21 protein-coding genes are annotated in these 20,685 nt (G+C 62.2%); 10 read left to right on the top strand and 11 right to left on the bottom strand.

What is annotated here, in order from left to right; genetic code table 11:
- Window positions 1-103 precede the first annotated feature (103 nt).
- The 7 genes from ACX1DW_RS08035 to nudC all read left to right on the top strand — a co-directional run bounded on the left by ACX1DW_RS08035 (window position 104) and on the right by nudC (window position 7,980).
- Window positions 104-874 carry a class I SAM-dependent methyltransferase gene (locus ACX1DW_RS08035; protein WP_063540625.1) on the top strand — a complete coding sequence of 257 codons (771 nt, stop codon included), beginning with the start codon at window positions 104-106 and terminating at the stop codon, window positions 872-874.
- 34 nt (window positions 875-908) lie between these two features.
- A complete protein-coding gene (gene rnhA / locus ACX1DW_RS08030; protein WP_063540624.1) occupies window positions 909-1,364 on the top strand; it encodes a ribonuclease HI in 456 nt (151 codons plus the stop codon).
- Between the two features lie 14 nt (window positions 1,365-1,378).
- Entirely contained in the window at window positions 1,379-2,104 is a 726-nt protein-coding gene (gene dnaQ / locus ACX1DW_RS08025; RefSeq protein ID WP_102841005.1) for a DNA polymerase III subunit epsilon, read from the top strand.
- 83 nt (window positions 2,105-2,187) lie between these two features.
- Window positions 2,188-4,440: an Orn/Lys/Arg family decarboxylase gene (locus tag ACX1DW_RS08020; protein ID WP_125869187.1), complete on the top strand. Its 2,253-nt coding sequence runs from the start codon at window positions 2,188-2,190 to the stop codon at window positions 4,438-4,440.
- A gap of 177 nt (window positions 4,441-4,617) precedes the next feature.
- A complete protein-coding gene (locus ACX1DW_RS08015; protein ID WP_125869188.1) occupies window positions 4,618-5,430 on the top strand; it encodes a crotonase/enoyl-CoA hydratase family protein in 813 nt (270 codons plus the stop codon).
- Window positions 5,431-5,467: 37 nt separating this feature from the next.
- Complete coding sequence (locus ACX1DW_RS08010) at window positions 5,468-7,150, top strand: ferrous iron transporter B (RefSeq protein ID WP_458993166.1); 1,683 nt, start codon at window positions 5,468-5,470, stop codon at window positions 7,148-7,150.
- Window positions 7,150-7,980, top strand: a complete 831-nt coding sequence (gene nudC / locus ACX1DW_RS08005) for an NAD(+) diphosphatase (protein WP_125869190.1) — start codon at window positions 7,150-7,152, stop codon at window positions 7,978-7,980. Before ACX1DW_RS08010 ends, nudC begins: the two co-directional genes overlap by 1 nt.
- Here nudC and ACX1DW_RS08000 read toward each other — a convergent pair.
- The gene (locus ACX1DW_RS08000; RefSeq protein WP_208216127.1) at window positions 7,948-8,733 is read right to left on the bottom strand and encodes a TSUP family transporter; all 786 of its coding nucleotides are present in this window, start codon (window positions 8,731-8,733) and stop codon (window positions 7,948-7,950) included. The genes nudC and ACX1DW_RS08000 overlap by 33 nt on opposite strands.
- 191 nt (window positions 8,734-8,924) lie before the next feature.
- On the opposite strand from ACX1DW_RS08000, the gene ACX1DW_RS07995 reads away from it, so the two are divergent.
- Window positions 8,925-9,572 carry a hypothetical protein gene (locus tag ACX1DW_RS07995; protein WP_208216126.1) on the top strand — a complete coding sequence of 216 codons (648 nt, stop codon included), beginning with the start codon at window positions 8,925-8,927 and terminating at the stop codon, window positions 9,570-9,572.
- A gap of 57 nt (window positions 9,573-9,629) precedes the next feature.
- Here the strand turns inward: ACX1DW_RS07995 and ACX1DW_RS07990 are convergent, their stop codons facing one another.
- From ACX1DW_RS07990 to ACX1DW_RS07975, 4 genes are all read right to left on the bottom strand, one after another.
- Window positions 9,630-10,397: an SDR family oxidoreductase gene (locus ACX1DW_RS07990; protein WP_458993165.1), complete on the bottom strand. Its 768-nt coding sequence runs from the start codon at window positions 10,395-10,397 to the stop codon at window positions 9,630-9,632.
- A 56-nt stretch (window positions 10,398-10,453) separates the two neighbouring features.
- Window positions 10,454-11,521 (bottom strand): phosphotransferase family protein, encoded by a 1,068-nt coding sequence (locus ACX1DW_RS07985; protein WP_458993164.1) that lies wholly within the window; start codon window positions 11,519-11,521, stop codon window positions 10,454-10,456.
- A 207-nt stretch (window positions 11,522-11,728) separates the two neighbouring features.
- Window positions 11,729-12,043 carry an SCP2 sterol-binding domain-containing protein gene (locus tag ACX1DW_RS07980; protein WP_003296758.1) on the bottom strand — a complete coding sequence of 105 codons (315 nt, stop codon included), beginning with the start codon at window positions 12,041-12,043 and terminating at the stop codon, window positions 11,729-11,731.
- Between the two features lie 59 nt (window positions 12,044-12,102).
- Window positions 12,103-12,801, bottom strand: a complete 699-nt coding sequence (locus ACX1DW_RS07975) for a histidine phosphatase family protein (RefSeq protein ID WP_458993163.1) — start codon at window positions 12,799-12,801, stop codon at window positions 12,103-12,105.
- A 179-nt stretch (window positions 12,802-12,980) separates the two neighbouring features.
- Between ACX1DW_RS07975 and sohB the strand changes: the two genes are divergently transcribed.
- Window positions 12,981-14,003: a protease SohB gene (gene sohB / locus ACX1DW_RS07970; RefSeq protein WP_133457248.1), complete on the top strand. Its 1,023-nt coding sequence runs from the start codon at window positions 12,981-12,983 to the stop codon at window positions 14,001-14,003.
- Between the two features lie 14 nt (window positions 14,004-14,017).
- Window positions 14,018-15,010 (top strand): YhdH/YhfP family quinone oxidoreductase, encoded by a 993-nt coding sequence (locus ACX1DW_RS07965; RefSeq protein ID WP_458993162.1) that lies wholly within the window; start codon window positions 14,018-14,020, stop codon window positions 15,008-15,010.
- 273 nt (window positions 15,011-15,283) lie between these two features.
- On the opposite strand, the gene ACX1DW_RS07960 is transcribed toward ACX1DW_RS07965, so the two are convergent.
- From ACX1DW_RS07960 to ACX1DW_RS07935, 6 genes are all read right to left on the bottom strand, one after another.
- Window positions 15,284-15,784 (bottom strand): DUF934 domain-containing protein, encoded by a 501-nt coding sequence (locus ACX1DW_RS07960; RefSeq protein WP_063540611.1) that lies wholly within the window; start codon window positions 15,782-15,784, stop codon window positions 15,284-15,286.
- Window positions 15,768-17,426 (bottom strand): nitrite/sulfite reductase, encoded by a 1,659-nt coding sequence (locus ACX1DW_RS07955; RefSeq protein WP_048329101.1) that lies wholly within the window; start codon window positions 17,424-17,426, stop codon window positions 15,768-15,770. Before ACX1DW_RS07955 ends, ACX1DW_RS07960 begins: the two co-directional genes overlap by 17 nt.
- 341 nt (window positions 17,427-17,767) lie before the next feature.
- Window positions 17,768-17,983 carry a DUF2970 domain-containing protein gene (locus ACX1DW_RS07950; protein WP_063540609.1) on the bottom strand — a complete coding sequence of 72 codons (216 nt, stop codon included), beginning with the start codon at window positions 17,981-17,983 and terminating at the stop codon, window positions 17,768-17,770.
- 146 nt (window positions 17,984-18,129) lie between these two features.
- Window positions 18,130-18,660 carry an Hsp20/alpha crystallin family protein gene (locus ACX1DW_RS07945; protein WP_458993161.1) on the bottom strand — a complete coding sequence of 177 codons (531 nt, stop codon included), beginning with the start codon at window positions 18,658-18,660 and terminating at the stop codon, window positions 18,130-18,132.
- Window positions 18,661-18,811: 151 nt separating this feature from the next.
- The gene (locus ACX1DW_RS07940; RefSeq protein WP_011913359.1) at window positions 18,812-19,261 is read right to left on the bottom strand and encodes a hypothetical protein; all 450 of its coding nucleotides are present in this window, start codon (window positions 19,259-19,261) and stop codon (window positions 18,812-18,814) included.
- 28 nt (window positions 19,262-19,289) lie between these two features.
- Window positions 19,290-20,600 (bottom strand): leucine-rich repeat-containing protein kinase family protein, encoded by a 1,311-nt coding sequence (locus tag ACX1DW_RS07935; RefSeq protein ID WP_458993160.1) that lies wholly within the window; start codon window positions 20,598-20,600, stop codon window positions 19,290-19,292.
- Window positions 20,601-20,685 lie beyond the last annotated feature (85 nt).

Raw genomic sequence — 20,685 nt, 5'->3', positions numbered from 1 at the left:
CAAGCCGCGCCGGAAACGGGGGCGGGCTCTGGCAGTCCCAAGGAAATCTTGACCCTGATCGAACCCAGCGCCCTGCGAGCCCGCGGGCAAACGGAGCCGAGCGATGAACGAGCGACCCTCCACTCAAGCCAGCGACCATTGGCTGTCGATGATCAACCAGGCGTCCGACTGGTTTGCCGGTCCCCTGGGCCAGCAGCTTCTAGTACAGGAAAAGCAGGTCCTGACCGACGAGCTGGCCCGTTGTTTCGGCAGCTATCTGGTGCACAACGGCCCATTTGCCGGCGAACCGGTGCAGCCGCAAAACATCAAACGTAGCGTTCGCCTCGGCGCACCGCTGCCGGGTGTGGAAATCCACTGCGAGGAACAGGCCTGGCCGCTCGGCGAGCATGCCGCCGACGTGGTGGTCTTGCAGCACGCGCTGGATTTCAGCCTTTCGCCACACGGCCTGTTGCGTGAAGCAGCGCGTGGCGTGCGTCCCGGTGGGCACCTGTTGATCGTCGGCATCAATCCCTGGAGCGCCTGGGGGCTGCGTCATCTGGTGTCGCGCGAGGGCTTTCGCCAGGCCCGCTGCATTCGCCCGTCGCGGGTTGGTGACTGGTTGAACCTGCTGGGGTTCGCGCTGGAGAAACGCCGCTTTGGATGCTATTGTCCGCCGCTTTCCTCGAGCGACTGGCAGGCGCGATTGTCGCGTCTGGAAACCGTTGGGCAACAGCTGCAGGCGCCAACCGGCGGCTTCTATCTGCTGGTGGCGCGCAAACTGATGATAGGCCTGCGGCCATTGCGCCAGGAACGTCGCGAGCGGATGGGCAAGTTGCTGCCGATGCCGGTAGCCAAGATCAGTCGCCGCGATGCCGAGCACCATCGGCTGCCGTAATGCCTGTCGCCGCCAGAATGAGTAAACAATCTACATGAGCGACGATTGGGTCGAGATTTATACCGACGGTGCCTGCAAGGGTAATCCTGGGCCCGGTGGCTGGGGCGCGCTGCTTGTGTACAAGGGCGTCAAACGGGAACTCTGGGGCGGTGAGCCGGACACCACCAACAATCGCATGGAACTCATGGCCGCCATTCGCGCGCTCGCCGAGCTGAAACGCCCGTGCAAGGTGCGGCTGGTGACGGATTCGCAATACGTCATGCAGGGCATCAACGACTGGATGCCCAACTGGAAGAAGCGCGGCTGGAAGACGGCGAGCAAGCAGCCGGTGAAGAATGCCGACCTCTGGCAGCAGCTCGACGAGCAGGTCAGTCGTCATGAAGTGAGCTGGCAGTGGGTTCGCGGGCATACCGGGCACCCAGGTAACGAGCAGGCCGACCTGCTGGCCAACCGCGGTGTGGTTCAGGCCAAACGACAACCTATTGTGTAAGTGAGCGAAATGACATGCGCAGCGTAGTACTCGACACCGAAACCACCGGTATGCCGGTTGCCGATGGGCACCGGATCATCGAGATCGGTTGTGTCGAGGTCATCGGCCGCCGTCTGACCGGGCGTCATTACCATGTCTATCTGCAGCCCGATCGCGAGGTGGACGAGGGGGCGATAGCGGTTCACGGCATTACCAACGAGTTCCTCACCGACAAGCCGCGTTTTCGTGACATCGCTGACGAGTTCTTCGAGTTCATCAAGGACGCGCAGCTGGTCATCCATAACGCGGCGTTCGACCTTGGCTTCATCAATAACGAGTTCGCCCTGCTTGGTCAGCAGGATCGCGCCGAGATCACCGACCACTGCACGGTGCTCGATACGCTGCTGATGGCGCGCGAGCGGCATCCTGGTCAGCGCAACAGCCTTGACGCCCTGTGCAAGCGCTACGGCGTGGACAACTCGGGGCGCGATCTGCACGGCGCACTGCTTGATGCCGAGATCCTCGCCGACGTCTGGCTGACCATGACCGGTGGGCAGACCAATCTGTCCCTGGCTGGCGATGGCGAAAGTGCCGATGGTGGCCGGCCGCAGCCCACTCCGATCCGTCGCCTGCCGGCTGATCGGCCGCGCACGCCCGTGCTGCGGGCCAGCGATGACGAGATCGCTGCACACCTGGCGCGCATGGCGGCGATCGAAAAGGCCGCGGGCGCCACGCCGCTTTGGACGCAACTGGACGGCTGATCGCCTTCCCGCTCGGTTTCATGCGCTGTTCCTTTGCTGCGGACACTTCTACCCTGTAGGAAGACTGTCCGCAGAGAGTGCGCATGTATAAAGATCTGAAATTCCCCATCCTCATCGTCCATCGCGACATCAAGGCCGACACCGTTGCCGGCGAACGCGTCAGGGGCATCGCCTCGGAGCTGGAGCGCGACGGCTTCAACATCCTGCCCACCGCCAGCTCCAGCGAGGGGCGCATCGTGGCATCGACCCATCACGGGTTGGCCTGCATCCTGGTGGCGGCCGAGGGGGCGGGAGACAATCAGCGCCTGCTGCATGACGTCGTTGAGCTGATTCGTGTCGCCCGGCGCCGCGCGCCGCGCCTGCCGATCTTCGCGTTGGGCGAGCAAGTGACGATCGAAAATGCGCCCGCCGAGGCCATGGCCGATCTCAACGAGCTGCGCGGACTGCTCTACCTCTATGAAGACACCGTGCCGTTTCTGGCTCGGCAGGTCGCCCGGGCGGCGCGCAACTATCTCGAGGATCTGTTGCCGCCATTTTTCCGCGCGTTGGTGCAGCACACCGGCGAGTCCAACTACTCCTGGCACACACCTGGCCATGGCGGCGGGGTGGCCTATCGCAAGAGCCCGGTCGGGCAGGCGTTCCATCAGTTCTTCGGCGAGAACACGCTGCGCTCGGATCTCTCCGTGTCGGTGCCGGAGCTCGGTTCGCTGCTCGATCACACCGGGCCGCTGGCCGCCGCGGAGGCGCGTGCCGCGCGTAATTTCGGCGCTGACCATACATTTTTCGTGATCAACGGCACCTCGACGGCGAACAAGATCGTCTGGCATTCGATGGTGGCGCGTGACGACCTGGTACTGGTCGATCGCAACTGTCACAAGTCGATCCTCCACGCGATCATCATGACCGGGGCGATACCGTTATACATGAGCCCCACGCGTAACGAGCTGGGCATCATCGGGCCGATTCCGCTGGAAGAATTCACCCGCGAGTCGATCCAGGCGAAGATCGCCGCAAACCCATTGGCTCGCGGCCGGCCGCCGAAGGTCAAGCTGGCGGTGGTGACCAACTCCACCTACGACGGCCTGTGCTACAACGCCAACCTGATCAAGCGCACCCTGGCCGACAACGTCGAGGTGCTGCATTTCGACGAGGCCTGGTACGCCTACGCGGCATTCCATGAGTTCTACGATGGACGTTACGGCATGGATACCCGCGAGCAGGGGCCGCTGGTCTTCACCACCCATTCGACGCACAAGCTGCTGGCCGCCTTTAGCCAGGCCTCGATGATTCACGTGCTCGACAGCCAGACCCGGCAGCTGGACCGTGATCGCTTCAACGAAGCCTTCATGATGCACATCTCCACTTCGCCGCAGTACGGCATCCTGGCCTCGCTCGACGTGGCTTCGGCAATGATGGAAGGGCCGGCTGGTCGCTCGCTGATTCAGGAAACCTTCGACGAAGCCCTGAGCTTCCGTCGTGCGTTGGCCAATCTACGCCAGCACATCGATCCGGACGACTGGTGGTTCAGTATCTGGCAGCCGCCGCGGGCCGACGGCGCCGATGAACTGGTAACGCGGGACTGGCTGCTGGAGCCGACCGCCGACTGGCACGGTTTCGGCGATGTCGCCGATGATTACGTGCTGCTCGACCCGATCAAGGTCACCCTGGTAACGCCGGGTCTCACGGCATCCGGCTCGCTGGGCGAGAGCGGAATACCGGCTGCGGTGGTCAGCAAATTCCTCTGGGAGCGTGGTCTGGTCGTCGAGAAGACCGGCCTGTACTCGATGCTCGTGCTGTTCTCCATGGGCATCACTAAGGGCAAATGGAGCACGCTGCTAACTGAACTGCTCGAATTCAAGCGGCATTACGACGCCAATGTCCCCCTGGTTGATGCATTACCTTCGATCGCTCGTAGTGGAGGGGCAACTTACGCTGGGATGGGGTTGCGGGATCTCTGCGATGCGTTGCATGGCTGCTATCGCGAGAACGCGACTGCGCGGGCCATGCGGCGGATGTACACGGCGCTGCCGGAGCCGGCGATGACGCCGGCGCAGGCCTACGATGCGCTGGTTCGTGGCGAAGTCGAGGCGGTACCGGTCGATGAGTTGGAAGGGCGCGTCGCGGCGGTGATGCTGGTGCCGTATCCGCCGGGTATTCCGCTGATCATGCCGGGCGAGCGCTTCACCGGCGAGACTCGCTCGATTCTCGATTACCTTGTCTTCGCCCGCGATTTCGCCGAGCGCTTTCCTGGGTTCGATGCGGATGTCCATGGCTTGCAACACGAAGTGGGGGCCAGCGGCAGCGAATATACTGTCGACTGTATTCGCCGGGAATGAGCGGCCGTCGAGCGGCCCGTCTAGTACGGTACGAACAGGTCGCTCAACGGCGTGGTCTGTATCACATCGTCTGCAACCACATTCACTCGTCGTGACGCCAGTTGTTATAGTTGCCCACCGTCGTGCGGCTTGCCTCCGACACGATGCCCCTGCGCCCTTGCTGTCGAGGATGATAGCGTGACCGAATACAAAGCCTTCCGTGTAGAGTTGGCGGACAAGATCGCCCGGGTCGAGATCAACCGGCCCGAGAAGATCAATGCGATGGATGCCGCCTTCTGGACGGAAATCATCGATATCTTCAACTGGGTCGATGCTACCGACGAGGTGCGCGTCGTGGTCCTCAGCGGGGCCGGCGACCATTTCTCGTCGGGCATCGACCTGCAGCTGCTGGCCTCGGTCGGCAGTCAGCTGGGCCGTGATGTCGGACGCAACGCCGAGCAGCTGCGCCGCAAGATCCTGTCCCTGCAGGCCTCGTTCAACGCCGTCGACAACTGTCGAAAGCCTGTCATCGCGGCGATTCAGGGCTACTGCCTGGGTGGCGCCATCGACCTCATCTCCGCCTGCGACATGCGCTACAGCACGGTAAGTGCGAAATTCTCGATCAAGGAGATCGACATGGGTATGGCCGCCGATGTCGGCACCTTGCAGCGCCTGCCTCGCATCATCGGCGATGGCATGATGCGCGAGCTGGCTTTTACCGGTCGCACGATCGATGGTGAAGAGGCGCGCAGCATTGGCCTGGTCAATCGCACCTATGCCGACCAGCAGGCTCTGATGGATGGCGTGCTTGAGCTGGCTCGCGACATCGCCAGCAAATCGCCGGTCGCCATCCGCGGTACCAAGGAAATGATCCGCTACATGCGCGATCATCGCGTCGACGATGGTCTCGAATACATCGCCACCTGGAACGCGGCGATGCTGCAGTCGGCCGACATCAAGGTGGCCATTGCCGCTCACATGAGCAAACAGAAGCCGGACTTTGCCGACTGATGCGCCATCATACGTTTGCGCGGGAGGCGCACTAGGCATGGTTACTGGAGCAACTTCTCTCGGTCTGGTCCGTGACGAGCTTTTCGCCACCATGGAGGAGGCCGAGCAGAGCCTCGAGCATTTCATCATCGATCGCAACAACGGCGGCTTGTTGCAACAGGCGGTCGAGAATCTCAAGCAGGTACGCGGCACGCTCAACTTGATCGAGCTGACCGGCGCCGAACTCCTCGCACAGGAAATCCTGCAACTGGCCACCGATATTCCCGTCGGCGCGGGCGAAGACCGTGACGTTCAGCTCGCTGCGCTAAGCAACGCGCTCTATGTACTGCGCCGCTACTTGGAGAGCGTCGATGCCAGCCGTCAGGAGATTCCTGAGCTGTTGCTTCCGGCGATCAATGCGTTGCGTCAGGCCTGCACCCAGCCTCCGTTGCCGGAGAGCTTCTTCTTCAGCGTTCGGCTCGACCATGCGCGACCCGCGACAGAGGTGTCGCCGCGGCCGGGCGGCGCACCGGCGGCCGAAGCGCGGCGGCTACGTCAGATGTATCAGGTCGGCCTGCTCGGCTTCATTCGCGAAGAGAACCTGCCTGCCAGCCTGAAGCTCATGGGACGCGCGTTGTCGCGCCTCGATCACCTTTTCATCGAAACGCCAGCCAGTCGGCTGTGCTGGATCGGCAGTGCGGCCCTGGAGTCTCAGTTGGATGGCCAGCTGTTGCCACGCAAGTCGCGCAAGCAGCTGTTCTCCAGGCTCGATCGTGAGCTCAAGCAGGTACTCGGCAATCCTGCGTACGAGGCGCCACGTAGCCTGCTGAAGGAGCTGTTGTATGTCGTAGCGTTGGCCGACAGCAAAGGACCGCTCGCCAGCCAGGTGCGCCAGGTCTTCTCGCTGAGCCCGCTGCCCTTTACCGACCATCTGCTTGAGGATGAGTCACAGCGCCTCGCAGGTCCCGGACAGGCTGTCATGCGCTCGTTGTCCTCGGCGATCCGCGAAGAATTGGCGAGCCTTAAAGATCTGTTGGATCTGATCGAGCGGGGCACCGCCCAGGCAGAGGCCTATTCAAACCTGCACAACCTGCTGGGCAAGCTGGCCAAGACCCTGGGCATGGTTGGTCTGTCCTCGGCAGCGAGCACGCTGCAGGCGCAACTTGGCGACGTGTCCGGCTGGAGCCTGGAACGCACGCCTGACCCCGAAGTGATCCAGCGTCTGGCCGACGCGGTGCTTTACGTCGAGAGCATGGTCGCCAGCCTGGAGCGCGGGGACCGGCGGGAGAACAAGCCTCAGGTCGCCCGACCGGGCATGGAGGCGGAGGCCTTCGCCAACCACCAGCTGACCGAAGCCTGCATCGTGGTGATCGACGAGGCGACCGCAGGACTCGCGCTGGCCAAGCGTGCCATCACCGCCTACCTCGAGTCGAACGGGGAAAAGCTGCATTTGGCCAACGTGCCGTTCAGTCTGCAGGCCGTCCGAGGCGGCTTGCGCTTCCTCGAACAGGAACGTGCCGCCGAGCTGATCGGTGCCTGTGCCGATTTCATTCAGAAACATATGCTCGAGTCGAACCAGATGCCACCCGAACAGATGCTCGAGACCCTCGCCGACGCCCTGACCAGCCTCGAGTACTACCTTGAGGGTGGTGCCGTCCTGCGGCGCGATGACTCGCGCCTCAGTGTGCTCGATCTGGCCAGCGAGAGCGTACGCGCGCTGGGCATGCCGGTCGCCGCCTGATGAGTCTGCGCTGGCAGGCGGCGCTGCTCGATCCCTCGCTGGCGGGGGGCTGGGCGGTGGTACATTGCCGGCAACAGTTTCTGGTCGACGACAGTGGCGTGCTGTTTCCACGGGACTGGCTCAAGCGTCTGGAGCTGCCGCTGCTGAGCGAGCAGGGGCTCGGGCATTTCGATGGCGAGCCGGTCTTTCTCTTCGAACTGGACTTTCCCGCTGAGGTGCCTGGTGCGCGTTGGCAGGGGCTGCGTCAGTTCATGCAGCAGGCCGACCAGGACCTGTTTCGCCTGCTCGGCTACGCCACGCAGATCGGCACCTGGGTCAGCCAGCATCGCTTCTGCGGCAGTTGCGGCTCGCGCATGCAGGCGCGAGCTGGTGAGCGCGCCATGTACTGTCCAGCCTGTGGCGTTCAGCACTACCCACGGCTTTCGCCCAGCATGATCGTTCTGGTTACCCGTGGTGACGAGCTGCTGCTGGCGCGTTCACCGCGCTTCGCAGCCGGCGTCTACAGTACGCTGGCCGGCTACGTGGAGCCGGGTGAGTCGGTCGAGCAGTGTGTGGCACGTGAAGTGCGGGAAGAGGTTGGGGTGGAAATTCACTCGCCGCAGTACATTGCCAGCCAGGGCTGGCCGTTTCCCCATTCCCTCATGCTTGGGTTCCACGCGGAATATGCCGGCGGCGAGATCGTCCCGCAGCCCGAAGAAATCGAGGATGCACGCTGGTTTCATATCGACAACCTGCCGGCGTTGCCCGCGCGCCAGTCAATCGCGCGCTATCTGATCGAGCTGTACCTGGCTCGTCGGCTAGGCCGCCCCGAACCAGTGCTGCCAGGCTAGGCGCAGGCTCATCGCCAGTACCACGAGGATGAACACCGGGCGGATGAAGCGAGAGCCGCCGCCGATGGCCGTGCGTGCGCCGAAGTAGGCGCCTGCCATCAGCGCCAGCCCCATACCGATCCCCAGAACCCAGGCGACATGCCCGCCCACGATGAACACCGCCAACGCCACGGCGTTGCTGACGAAGTTCATTGTTCGCGCCACCCCACTGGCCCGCAACAGGTCGAGGGGATAGAGCAGCATGCTGCTGACGGTCCAGAAAGCGCCCGTGCCGGGCCCAGCGACGCCATCGTAGAAGCCGAGCGAGAGACTCTGCGGCCATTGCCGTCGACGACCGATTTCCGCTGCATCACCGGCAGCCTTCGCCGGCACTTTGCTGAACAGCAGGTAGATGCCGCAGGCGGACACCACCAGCGGCAGCAGCTGATTGAGCCAGCTTGCCGGCATGTATTGCGCGAGCAATGCACCGAGCGCTGCTCCAACGGCGGTGCCGAGCAGCGCTCGTCGCCACAGACCCGGCTCGAAAAGCCGGCGTCGGTAGAAGGTGTAGCTCGCGGTCGCCGAACCAAAGGTGGCGCACAGTTTGTTGGTCCCCAGCACCAGGTGCGGTGGCAGACCTGCCGTCAGCAATGCAGGAATCGTCAGCAGTCCACCGCCGCCGGCAATGGCGTCGATGAACCCAGCGGTGAAGGCGACTGCGAAAAGTAACAACAATGTTGATGGATCGAGCGCGAGCTCAAGTGCGAAGGGCATACAGGTCTCGCTGAGCAAAGGGACAGCGGAGAATAATGCCGCGGTCGCGACCGCGGAAGTGGGCGTCAACTTGAACTATCAGAAGATCGACCAAGAACAGTACCGCCGCGTGACCGCCATCCCATGCCGGCTCTGGCTGCCCGGGCGGGGGCCGCGGATAATATCGCACCCAATGAAAAGGACGCTTGGTTATGCAATATCTTGGGCTTGCGATCGTGGTTGCCGTGCTGGCAGTGATCGTGTTGCTGGTGGCGCTGCGCTTGTTGCTGGGGGGGCAGTGGCTGATGGGTTGGCTGAGGGGCACCTGCGGCTTTCTGGCTCTCGCCCTTGCCGGTCTGATTGGCCTGATCGGCTACGACATCAGTACCTATGCGGCGCTTCCGGATGCGCGGGCGCTGGCGACCCTGCGCTTTCAGGCCGTAGGGCCGCAGCGTTATGAGGTCAGCCTGGAGCAGGAAAAGGCAACCCGAACGTACGTGCTTGAAGGCGATCTTTGGCAACTCGACCTGCATGTGCTTCGCTGGAAAAGTCTTGCTGAGCTTATCGGGCTGGAGTCGGGCTACCGCCTGGAAAGACTCTCCGGACGTTACCTGGCGGTGGAACAGCAGAACCTGGCGCGTCATGCGCGGGTTGAGCTGGGTGAAAAGCTGCTGGGGGTGGATATCTGGCGGTCGCTGCAGCTGGAACGGCGCAACTTGCATTTCCTCGAGCCGCAAGTGTTACGCGTCGATTACATGCCGATCGCCGATGGCGCCAGCTATGCGGTAGAGCTTGCACCGACCGGCCTGCTGGCCAGGCCGTTGAACGCAGCGGCGACCGAAGCGTTGAAGAACTGGTAAGCGTGCAGATAACAAAAGGGAGCCATTCCGGCTCCCTTTTTCATTTGGCTGGTCGGATCAGGCCAGATAGCCGCCATCGACATTGAGCGACACGCCGGTGGTGTAGCTCGATGCCTCGCTGGCCAGGTAGAGCACAGCGCCGGCCATCTCGCTCGGCTGGGCAACGCGGCTCAGCGGAATGTGCTGCAGGGCCATCTGCAGGATCGAGTCGTTCTTGACCAGCGCCGAAGCGAACTTGGTGTCGGTCAGGCCGGGCAGCAAGGCGTTGCAGCGAATGCCGAACTGCGCGCACTCCTTCGCGAACGCCTTGGTCATGTTGATCACGGCACCCTTGGTGATCGAGTAGATTCCCTGGAAGTTGCCTGGCGAAACACCATTGATCGACGCGACGTTGATGATGCTGCCGCCGCCGTGCTCGCGCATCAGCTTGCCGGCCTCGATGGACATGTAGAAATAGCCGCGAATGTTCACGTCGACGGTTTTCTGGAAGGCCGATACGTCAGTGTCCAGCACATGGCAGAACTGCGGGTTGGTGGCGGCGTTGTTGACCAGAATGTCGAGGCGGCCGAACTGCTCGCGGATCTGCGCGAACACGCCCTGAATCTGCTCCAACTCGCCAATGTGGCAGGCCACCGGGGTGGCCTTTCCGCCAGCCGCGACGATGGCGTCGGCGACCGCCTGGCAACCTTCGATCTTGCGGCTGGACACGATTACGTGGGCGCCTTGCTGGGCGAGCAGTTTGGCGATCGCCTCGCCGATACCGCGGCTGGCGCCGGAAACGAAGGCGATCTTGCCGTCTAGGTCGAACAGGGTGGTCTTGGACATGGTCGTTCCTCTTTCTTGTTCGTTTCTGTGGCAGGCCACAGACGGATTGGGTGGGGTCAGAGCTTCGATTGCCCGATCACTTGCAGCGCCTTTTGCTCGAGAAGCTTGTTCATGTGAATGAACTGGGCAAAGCGCTTGTCCTGGGTCTGGCCGTGATGGAAGCGGTAATAGATCTGTTGGACGATTCCGGCCAGGCGGAACAGGCCGTAGGTGTAGTAGAAGTCGATGCAGGGAATCTCGATGCCGGCGCGCTGGGCGTAGTAATCGACGAAGCCCTGGCGGGTGTGCATGCCGGGCAGGTGACTCGGCTGTCGGCGCATTGCCTGCATCGGCTGGGGATCGTCGGCTTCGATCCAGTAGGCGAGGGTGTTGCCCAGGTCCATCAGCGGATCGCCGATGGTGGTCATTTCCCAGTCCAGCACGCCGATGATTTCCATCGGGTTGTCCGGATTGAGAATGACGTTGTCGAAGCGGTAATCGTTGTGAATGATCCCGGGTTTTGGGTGGTCGGCCGGCATCTTGTCCTTCAGCCAGGCCTTGACCGCTTCCCAGGCCGGCGCGTCAGGGGTCATGGCGCGCTCGTAGCGTTCGCTCCAGCCTTCGATCTGGCGCTTCACATAGCCTTCCGGCTTGCCCAGATCGCCGAGCCCGCAGGCCTGGTAGTCGACGTTGTGCAGCTCGACGAACTTGTCGATGAAGCTCTCGCACAGGGCGCGGGTCTGGGATTCGTCGAAGTTCAGCTCAGGCGGCAGTTCCGAACGCAGGATGATGCCGTTGACGCGCTCCATCACGTAGAACTCGGCGCCGATCACTGATTCATCGGTGCAGTAGACATATGCCTTGGGACAGTAGGGGAACCCAGCGTTGAGCTGATTGAGAATGCGGTACTCGCGGCCCATATCGTGAGCGGACTTGGCCTTGTGGCCGAACGGCGGGCGGCGCAGCACCAGATCCAGGCTGGGGTATTGCAGCAGGTAGGTCAGGTTCGATGCGCCGCCGGGAAACTGGGAAATCTGCGGAGTCCCTTCCAGACCCGGGATATGCGCCTTCAGGTACTGGTCGATGATATCGACGGGCAATTCCTCACCCGCTCGGACGCGGGTTGTTTGATCTGTAAGCGCCATTGTTATCCCTTCTACTTATGTTTGGTGCCCAAGATGATTCAACAATCTAATGCTCGCGGTGTCTGATACCAAGCGCGGCTGGCCGTTATTGGCCGGCGTGTTGCCTGTCAATCAAGCTGCCTGATCCGCCATTCACGGCTACGTTGGACATAAAAAAACCGAAGTCGAGACTTCGGTTTTTCGTGTCTCTCGACCGCCGCCTGAGATTCAGGCCGGAAAGAGCTCGCTGAGCTTCAGGGCCAGCATCATGTCGCCTTCGGCGCGCAGCTTGCCGCCCATGAAGGCCTGCATGCCGTCGGTCTCGCCGCTGACGATGCCCTGCATGGTTTCGCTGTCCATGATCAGGGTGACGTTGGCATCGCTGGACTCGCCCTGCTGCAGATCACAGGTGCCATCCTTGACGACCAGATAGTAGTTCTCGGCATCGGTGATATTGAACTGGAACACCAGATCCAGGCCGGCGGCGGCGCTGGGGTTGAACTTCGACTGCATGCCTTTGAAGGTTTCGGCGACGTTGCTCATGAGGGTTTCCTTTTTGCTCGTTATGGTTACACGCAGCTTTGGGCCGCTTGGGGCTGGGCTCATCTATGGGTGATGAGCTCCGGATTCTTTAGAAGTTGCAGATGCGCATGACTGTTGAATGACGCGAGCGCGACGTCACGATCACGAAACTTCAGCAGGCTGAGCGACGTGTTGACGATCTGCCAGTTCATCTCGAACGCCTTGATCGGCGGTACGCCTATGATCAGCTGCAGCAGCGCGGTAATGGTTCCACCGGAGGTGAAGATGGCGATGCGATCGCGCTTGTCGGCTCGTTCGAGTACCCGTTCCAGGCCGCCGCGCACGCGATCGAGGAAATGCTGCCAGCTTTCCAGTTCGTCTTTCTCGTGCTCACCGGAGATCCAGCGATGGACCACATAGGTGAAAAGTCTCTGGAAGTCGGCACGGTGATCGGCGGCATTGCGCAGGATATGCATGGCGTTGGGCTCGACCTTCAGCAGGTCGGGCAGGTGGGCGCGGATCACCGCGTCGGCATGGAATTCGTTGAAGGCCGCATCGATTTCGACCTCGGGTTGGGGGCCGAGTCGGGCCAGGGTCGCTTTGGCGGTGTCCTGCTGACGATCGAGCTCGCCACTGAGGCAGCGATCGAAGCTGACGCCGAGTTGCGCCAGGTAGTCGCCTAGCGCTTCGGACTGGCGATAACCCAGGTGGGAGAGCACGTCATAGTTTTCTGCGCCGAAAGACGCCTGACCATGTCTGATCAGGTAGATACTGCCCATGCTGCTGCTCCGGCCGGCACTGTTTTTTCGCGAGGGTAGGGACATCGTTCCGGAGTGTCAACGATAATTCGAACGTTTGTTTGAATCCCGCCGACTGGCTCAGCCAAGGGGCCATCGGTATGCTGGCGGCTCGGCGTCAAGAGCTGCGGCGGGCGCCTGAAACTCATCGAGGGGGATACGTGGAATTTCTTGTCGACTACGCCAGCTTCCTGGCCAAGACCGTCACGCTTGTGGTGGCTATCGTGATCGTGCTCATCGCACTCGCGTCCATGCGGCGTGGACGCAGCAAACAGGGCGGTGGACATCTGGAGGTGCACAAGCTCAACGAATTCTACAAGTCCATGCGCGAGCGCCTGGAGCAGGCAGTGCTGGAAAAGGACGAGTTCAAGGCGTTGCGCAAGCGGGAGGCGAAAGCGGCCAAGCAGACGAAGAAATCGGAGACGTCCGCACGTGTGTTCGTGCTCGATTTCGACGGCGACATCCGTGCGTCGGCGGTGGAAAACCTGCGCCATGAGATCACCGCGTTGCTGACCATGGCGACGCCTCAGGATGAGGTGGTACTGCGTCTGGAAAGTGGCGGCGGCATGGTCCACGGCTACGGTCTGGCTGCCTCGCAGCTGGTGCGCATCCGCGATGCCGGTGTGCCGCTGACCGTTTGCGTCGACAAGGTCGCGGCGAGCGGTGGCTACATGATGGCTTGCATCGGCAACCGTATCCTCACGGCGCCGTTCGCTATCCTTGGCTCCATCGGCGTGGTAGCGCAGCTGCCCAATGTGCACCGCTTGCTGAAGAAACACGACGTGGACTTCGAGGTACTCACCGCGGGCGAATACAAGCGCACCCTCACCGTATTCGGCGAGAACACCGACAAGGGGCGGGAGAAATTCCAGGAAGACCTGGAAACCACGCACGAGCTGTTCAAGAACTTCGTTGCCCGCTATCGCCAGAACCTGTCGATCGACGATGTCGCGACGGGTGAGGTCTGGCTGGGCATTGCAGCGCTGGGCAAGCATCTGGCGGACGAGCTCAAGACCAGCGATCAGTATCTTGCCGAGCGCGCGCAGGAGGCTGAACTCTTCCAGCTGCATTACATACAGAAGAAGAGCCTGCCGGAGCGTTTCGGCATGGCGGCCAGCACGATCATGGAGCACGGCTTGCTGAAAGGCTGGAGCCGGCTGAACGAACAACGTTTTTGGCAATGACAAGGGGAACCGCGATGAGCAGCTTCAAGGCACTACAAGTCAGCGAGACCGAAGGTGGCCGTTTCGAGTCGAAGGTCGTCGAGCGAACCACCGAAGACCTGCCCGCCGGTGAGGTGCTCATCCGGGTGCGTTATTCCTCGCTGAATTTTAAGGATGCGCTGTCGGCCAGTGGCAATCGTGGCGTGACCCGGGCTTATCCGCATACTCCGGGGATCGATGCCGCCGGTGTCGTGGCCTCGTCCAGCGTGGCCGAGTTCGCCGAAGGCGATGAAGTGATCGTCACCGGCTATGACCTGGGCATGAATACCGCCGGCGGCTTCGGTCAGTACATCCGGGTTCCGGCCGCCTGGGTCATCAAGCGTCCGCAGGGACTGTCACTACGTGACGCGATGATACTCGGCACAGCCGGCCTGACGGCCGCACTCTGTATCGACAAGCTGGAACAGGCTGGTCTAGAGCCGGGAGACGCGCCGGTGCTGGTGACCGGTGCGACCGGCGGTGTCGGCAGCATTGCGGTGGCGTTGCTGGCCAGCCTCGGCTACAAGGTGGCTGCCGTGACCGGCAAGGCCGACCAGGCCGATTTCCTGACTCGCCTCGGGGCCACGCAGATCGTCGAGCGTGCTGCGCTGCAGGCCGGCGTGGAGAAAGCCTTGCTGAAGGAGCAGTGGGGCGGGGCGGTGGATACCGTGGGCGGCGACATCCTGTTCAACGTGGTCAAGTCGCTGCAGCGCGGCGCCAGTGCGGCCTGCTGCGGCCTCACTGCGGGCACGCATTTCCAGGCCAGTGTGCTGCCGTTCATCCTTCGCGGCGTGAACTTGCTGGGCGTGGATTCGGTGGAGATTCCGCTGGTGGTCAAGGCCTCCATGTGGGACAAGCTGTCGTTGCAATGGAAGCTGGCCAATCTCGATGAGCTGGCCCATGAGATCAATCTGGAGCAACTGCCGGAGGCCATCGAGCGCATCCTGGCGGGCGGTCAGGTTGGGCGTGTGCTGGTGCGTCTGGATTGAGGGGTAACGAAGCCTCGCCTGGTCAATCGGTACGATAGTGGCAATGAATTTCCTCGGGCGCTGTGTTTGGTCGAATCTATCGCCACTCCAGACCGCAATCGAGGAAATCGTTCATGAAGAAGCTGGCCGAAAAGATCAAACAGATCGCTTCCGGAAAAAAGACCGCTGCAGTGCCGGTACCGGTACCGGTCGAACATCCGAATTTCTGGATGTACCAGTGACGCCAACGAAAAGCCCGCCAATAGGCGGGCTTTTCACTTGCTGGCGTTGCCGTCAGATCTGACGGCGACGGAACAGCGGGCGCTCGTCGTCGGCTGCGGCCTGATAGGTCACCGAGAAGTCCTTGAGACCTTCCAGGGCATCGACGGGATCGCGATCGGCGCGGATGGCGAAAGCGTCGAAGCCACAGCGGCGCATGTAGAACAGCTGGTCGCGCAGCACATCGCCGATGGCGCGGATCTCACCCTTGTAACCGTAGCGCTCACGCAGCAGGCGCGCGCTGGAGTAGTGACGGCCATCGGTAAAGCTCGGGAAGTTCAGCGCGATGACCTGGAAGTACTGCAGGTCGTCAGCGATATCTTCCACCTGCTCATGGGCATCGAGCCACACACCCAGGCCACCGTCACGGGCTTTGAGCGCATGCGCATGATCGAGCCACAGATGCAGCGGCACGATCAGATCGTCGCTGTTGCACAGGTCGTCCAGGGTCTGCTCCTTGGGGAGCAGGTGCCAGGTTTCGTCGACCAGCTGGTCGTTCTTAATGATTCGCTGCATAGACGCGCTCCTTGAAGGGATCAATGCCGATGCGGCGGAAAGTATCGATGAACTGCTCATCTTCGGTACGCTGCTCCACGTAGACGGTGATGATCTTCTCGATCACGTCGGGCATCGCATCCTGGGCGAAGGATGGGCCGAGGATCTGGCCGAGGCTGGCGTCGCGGCCGGAGCTGCCGCCCAGCGAGACCTGGTAGAACTCGGCGCCTTTCTTGTCCACGCCGAGGATGCCGATGTGGCCGATATGGTGATGGCCACAGGCGTTCATGCAACCGGAGATGTTCAGGTCGATGTTGCCCAGATCGAACAGGTAATCGAGGTTGTCGAAGCGCCGCTGGATGGCTTCGGCGATCGGAATCGACTTGGCGTTGGCCAGGGAGCAGAAATCGCCGCCCGGGCAGCAGATGATGTCTGTCAGCAGACCGATGTTTGGCGTGGCCAGGCCCAGTTCGCGCAATTCGTGCCACAGCTCGAACAGCCTGGCCTGTTCGACGTCGGCCAGGATCATGTTCTGCTCGTGGGAGTTGCGCACCTCGCCAAAGCTGTAGCGATCGGCCAGATCGGCGATGGCGTCGAGCTGCTTGTCAGTGACGTCGCCAGGGGCCACGCCGGTACTCTTGAGCGACAGCGTCACGGCGGCGTAGCCGGGCTTCTTGTGCGCCACCACGTTGCGCTGGCGCCAGCGGCCGAAACCGGGATGTTCGGCGTCCAGCTGGGCGAGCGCGGCGTCCTGATCCTGCAGAGCCTTGTACTGCGGATCGACGAAGAACTTGCTGACACGCTGAACTTCAGCTTCGGTCAGCGTCGTCGGGCCGTCTTTCAAGTGCGCCCACTCGGCGTTGACGCGCTCGGCGAATACTTCTGGCGTCAGCGCCTTGACCAGGATCTTGATGCGCGCCTTGAACTTGTTGTCGCGGCGGCCGTATCGGTTGTAGACCCGCAGGATCGCATCGAGGTAGCTCAGCAGGTGCTGCCACGGCAGGAATTCGTTGATGAAGCTGCCGACGATCGGAGTGCGACCGAGGCCACCACCGACCGAAACGCGGAAGCCCAGCTCGCCTGCGTCGTTCTTTACTGCTTCCAGTCCAATATCGTGCACTTCGATCGCGGCGCGATCGCTCACGGCGCCGTTGACGGCGATCTTGAACTTGCGCGGCAGGAAGGCGAATTCGGGATGGAAGGTGGACCACTGACGGATGATTTCGCACCAGGGACGCGGGTCGATCAGTTCGTCGCGGGCCACGCCAGCGAACTGGTCGGTGGTGGTGTTGCGGATGCAGTTGCCGCTGGTCTGGATGGCGTGCATCTGCACCGTGGCCAGCTCGGCGAGGATCTCGGGTACGTCTTCCAGTTCAGGCCAATTGAACTGCACGTTGGTCCGGGTGCTGATATGGGCATAACCCTTGTCGTAGCGACGGGCGATCTCGGCCAGCTTGCGCACCTGCGTCGAGGAAAGTAGACCGTACGGCACGGCGATGCGCAGCATCGGCGCATAGCGCTGGATGTACAGGCCGTTCTGCAGGCGCAGGGGGCGGAACTCCTCATCAGCGAGTTCGCCAGCCAGGAAGCGGCGGGTCTGGTCGCGGAACTGCCGGACCCGATCCTCGATGATGTGTTGGTCGTACTGATCGTAAACGTACATAAATGTCCTGTTTTCAGGCTGCAACAGCTTTCGCGCGCACGGCCGCGCACCCATTTAGGGAGGGCGGCACGATACCAGCTAGTTGTTATGCGCAAAAGTGATGTTTGGGAATATGTTTAGAACTAAACCAAGCGAAATGAACTTACGGTCGACGCACCTTGAGCAACCCCGATCCCTGGTCTTAACTGCGAGAAGAGAGGCTGCCGATCGAAGCTGTTAGAGGAGAAGTCACGTGAGAAATGACCAGCGCGACAGTGTAGTGGACGCCGCGGCCATATTTGCCTTGATCATGCTCGCCGTGGGTACGGCGATATTCTGGGTCAGTCACCAGTAGCCGTGGCCTACAGGCCCGCGAGGTAAAGCACGAGCTTCACCACGCCCAGGACGATCAGTACGAACAGTACGGTGAACCCGACGCCTAGGATGATGAAATGACTCGGCTTGCCGTGGCGGAAGTCTCTTGCCCGATTCTTGCCACTCTGCACGCCTAATGCCGCAGCCAGCACGCTGCCGAGCATTTGCCGCAGTGTCAGGTTCTTTTCCTGCTCATCGTTCATGGCTGCCTCGGTTCAGAGTTTTCCGAAGTCTAGTCGAGCGATTCGAGGTTGGCGGAGCGTAAGCAAATACCGATGAGGATCGCTGACCGCGCGGGGTCAGCGAATAGAACAGGGCCGACAGAACTGGCAGCCGGCCCTTTTGGTGATTATTCGGCCTTGACTGAGATGGTTTTCGCAGCGTCGCTGGTGCCGGGTTGCTTGGGCAGTGAAACGCGCAATACACCCTTGCCGAACTTGGCATTGATCTTCTCGCGGTCAACCCCGTCCGGCAGGGCGAAACTGCGCTGGAAACTGCCGTAGGAGCGCTCGGACAGGTGATAGCCGTCCTTGTCCTCCTTGTGTTCCTGGCGCTTCTCTCCCTTGATGACCAGGCTGTTGCCGACCAGCTTCACCTCGACGTCCTTTTCGTCCAGGCCGGGCAGCTCGGCGGTGATCTCGAACGAGTTTTCCTTCTCGACTACGTCCACTGCTGGCATCCGGCTGGGACCGCCCTGCCAGAGGGGCGTGGTTTCAAGGCCATGGCGGCTGAAGGGCAGATGCCAGGGGCGATCGAACTCATCGAAAAGCCGGTCGACCTGTCGCCGCAGGGTGTCGAAGGGGCGCCATGGGTCTTGCGGTGCCGTCGGCACCTTTTTTTCATCCGTACTGACTGCAGGTTTGTTCGAAGCGTCGTTCATTTCACAAACTCCTGTAGAAGCTCGGGAAGGTCAGAGCGCATTTAGTGTTCTACCGGCGGGCAGATTGAGGTTTGATTCCGATCAACCCCGATCCACTCTCCGCGCGTCATTCAGCGTAGCGTCTTCCTGGCCAGCTACAAGACGCAGGGGGTCAGAGGCTCTCCTTGAACCAGTCCCAGAGTCCGAGGGAAAAATCGGGGAACAGATTGATGCCCAGCGCGGATTTGAGCAGGTAGAGGATTACCAGCCCGACCAGGGCGGAAAACAGCAGGAAGAGGGTCGCCAGCGCAGCCTTGGCGATCAGCGACAGGTTCTGCTGCGGGCGGGTCAGGTTGCGCTTGTTGCGCCCCGCGACGATCGCGAAATAGTAGTGATTGCGCCACAACCGCACCGTGCCGCGCAGGTCGACCCGGTGCCTGACCCAGGAGCGTGCGCCGAACACACCGCGCAACGCCGCCAGCTGCTCCTCATTGAACGAATCACGCAGGTGCTCGGGCAGCCGCTGCTTGAGTCCACGAACGAAGGGGTCCTGGTCCAGCGGAGTGTCGGCGTAGGGCTTGGGGTAGGGCGAGCGCGGCTCGTCCGCTTCGGGTGAGGTCATGGCGGTGTAGTCGCTCCGGTAATGCGCATCAGAGCGCGGCGAGAAGGCTATGCAGACGGTCGAAGTCCGGTCGCTGCTCGATGTCGTCGTTCAGGCAGTGTCGTTGCAGATCCAGCAGGACATGCTGACGTGGATCGGTGTCCGGGCAGCGTTGCAGCAATTCTTCCAGCAGGCAACCGAAAGCGCGGGCTTCGATGCGCTTGAGGTGCTGTCCGGCTGCGCTGTCGGGCTCGAAGAAGGAGGCCGCGCCGAAATCGCTGAGCAGGCAGGCGCCACTCGGATCGACCAGCAGGTTGTGGGCATAGAGGTCGCCATGCAGGATGCCGCGGCGGTGCAGGTGAGCAACGGCGGACGCGACGCCGCTGGCGATGCTCAGGACCTGTTCGAGGCTGAAACGCTGCTCGGCACCGTAGCTGTCGCGCGTGCAGCTGGCCAGCGAGGGTGGCCCGGCCAGGGGCTGGAAGCCAGGGTCGACGAGATCCATCAGCAGGCCGGGCGTCAGCTCTGCGTGGTCGGCAAGTGGGCCGGCGACGTCGATCAGGTTGGCGTGACGGCCAGCCGCCACGCACGCGGCCATTTCGCTATGTGGCAGGCCGTCGCTGGTGACGTGTCCCTTGAACAGCTTCGCCGCCATGGGTCGCGGCGCCTGGCCGGGCACCTGCCATTGCGCTCCGTGAATGACGCCGGAGGCTCCCTGGCCGAGCTGTTCATGCAGCATGACTTGCGCCCGAGCAATTGCCGGCAGCGAGTGGCGTGCAAGGCTCGCGGCCTCGTTGGCGTCGCTGAAGGGGTTGCCGGCGAAGGCCAGCCAGCTCAGGCGCGGCAGTGTCAGCAGCCAGTCTGGCAGCAGCTGCAGGCGGTTGGCGGCGATGCGCAACAACTCCAGGTGGGTGCATTCGGCCAGGGACGGCGGCAGGCTGGTCAGCCGGTTGCCGGCGAGCATCAGCTTCTGCAGCCTTCGGCAGTTGCCGATCTCGTCGGGCAGGCTTTCCAGCTGGTTATCGGTAAGGATCAGCCAGCGCAGAGCCGGCGGCAAGGAATCGGCAGGCAGATGACGAATACGATTGGCCTTGAAGCCGACCATTTCCAGCTGCGGGCAATCGCCGAGACACTCCGGCACCTCGGTGAACGGGTTGTCCGAGCAGAACAGGATGCGCAGCTTGCGCAGCCGGGATAAGTCGGTTGGCAGGCTGTCGAGCTGGTTGCCCGAGAGGTTCAGCACTTCCAGCGTATCGGCGAGGCCGAAGATCGCGTCGGGAAAGGCGTCAAGGCCGGCGGAAAGATCAAGGCGGCTGATGCCGGCCAGTTCGCCACGTTCGAGTTGTTCCAGGGTATGCATGCGGTGTTGCGCTTTCCTTGCTGAGATGAACACCGAAACGGCGTCTGCTACAGCGCTCCGACAGCCGTTGGCGAGGTGGGTTCAG

Source organism: Stutzerimonas sp. KH-1 (assembly GCF_054483855.1).
Note: the sequence above shows the minus strand (reverse complement) of the source record. Positions and strands in the feature narration are given on the sequence as shown.

Bases quoted from the DNA above. Each gene is read 5' to 3' on its own strand.
- ACX1DW_RS08035 (WP_063540625.1), top strand. From the start codon at position 104: ATGAACGAGCGACCCTCCACTCAAGCCAGCGACCATTGGCTGTCGATG.
- rnhA (WP_063540624.1), top strand. From the start codon at position 909: ATGAGCGACGATTGGGTCGAGATTTATACCGACGGTGCCTGCAAGGGT.
- dnaQ (WP_102841005.1), top strand. From the start codon at position 1,379: ATGCGCAGCGTAGTACTCGACACCGAAACCACCGGTATGCCGGTTGCC.
- ACX1DW_RS08020 (WP_125869187.1), top strand. From the start codon at position 2,188: ATGTATAAAGATCTGAAATTCCCCATCCTCATCGTCCATCGCGACATC.
- ACX1DW_RS08010 (WP_458993166.1), top strand. From the start codon at position 5,468: ATGGTTACTGGAGCAACTTCTCTCGGTCTGGTCCGTGACGAGCTTTTC.
- nudC (WP_125869190.1), top strand. From the start codon at position 7,150: ATGAGTCTGCGCTGGCAGGCGGCGCTGCTCGATCCCTCGCTGGCGGGG.
- ACX1DW_RS08000 (WP_208216127.1), bottom strand. From the start codon at position 8,733: ATGCCCTTCGCACTTGAGCTCGCGCTCGATCCATCAACATTGTTGTTA.
- ACX1DW_RS07995 (WP_208216126.1), top strand. From the start codon at position 8,925: ATGCAATATCTTGGGCTTGCGATCGTGGTTGCCGTGCTGGCAGTGATC.
- ACX1DW_RS07990 (WP_458993165.1), bottom strand. From the start codon at position 10,397: ATGTCCAAGACCACCCTGTTCGACCTAGACGGCAAGATCGCCTTCGTT.
- ACX1DW_RS07985 (WP_458993164.1), bottom strand. From the start codon at position 11,521: ATGGCGCTTACAGATCAAACAACCCGCGTCCGAGCGGGTGAGGAATTG.
- ACX1DW_RS07980 (WP_003296758.1), bottom strand. From the start codon at position 12,043: ATGAGCAACGTCGCCGAAACCTTCAAAGGCATGCAGTCGAAGTTCAAC.
- ACX1DW_RS07975 (WP_458993163.1), bottom strand. From the start codon at position 12,801: ATGGGCAGTATCTACCTGATCAGACATGGTCAGGCGTCTTTCGGCGCA.
- ACX1DW_RS07965 (WP_458993162.1), top strand. From the start codon at position 14,018: ATGAGCAGCTTCAAGGCACTACAAGTCAGCGAGACCGAAGGTGGCCGT.
- ACX1DW_RS07960 (WP_063540611.1), bottom strand. From the start codon at position 15,784: ATGCAGCGAATCATTAAGAACGACCAGCTGGTCGACGAAACCTGGCAC.
- ACX1DW_RS07955 (WP_048329101.1), bottom strand. From the start codon at position 17,426: ATGTACGTTTACGATCAGTACGACCAACACATCATCGAGGATCGGGTC.
- ACX1DW_RS07950 (WP_063540609.1), bottom strand. From the start codon at position 17,983: ATGAACGATGAGCAGGAAAAGAACCTGACACTGCGGCAAATGCTCGGC.
- ACX1DW_RS07945 (WP_458993161.1), bottom strand. From the start codon at position 18,660: ATGAACGACGCTTCGAACAAACCTGCAGTCAGTACGGATGAAAAAAAG.
- ACX1DW_RS07940 (WP_011913359.1), bottom strand. From the start codon at position 19,261: ATGACCTCACCCGAAGCGGACGAGCCGCGCTCGCCCTACCCCAAGCCC.
- ACX1DW_RS07935 (WP_458993160.1), bottom strand. From the start codon at position 20,600: ATGCATACCCTGGAACAACTCGAACGTGGCGAACTGGCCGGCATCAGC.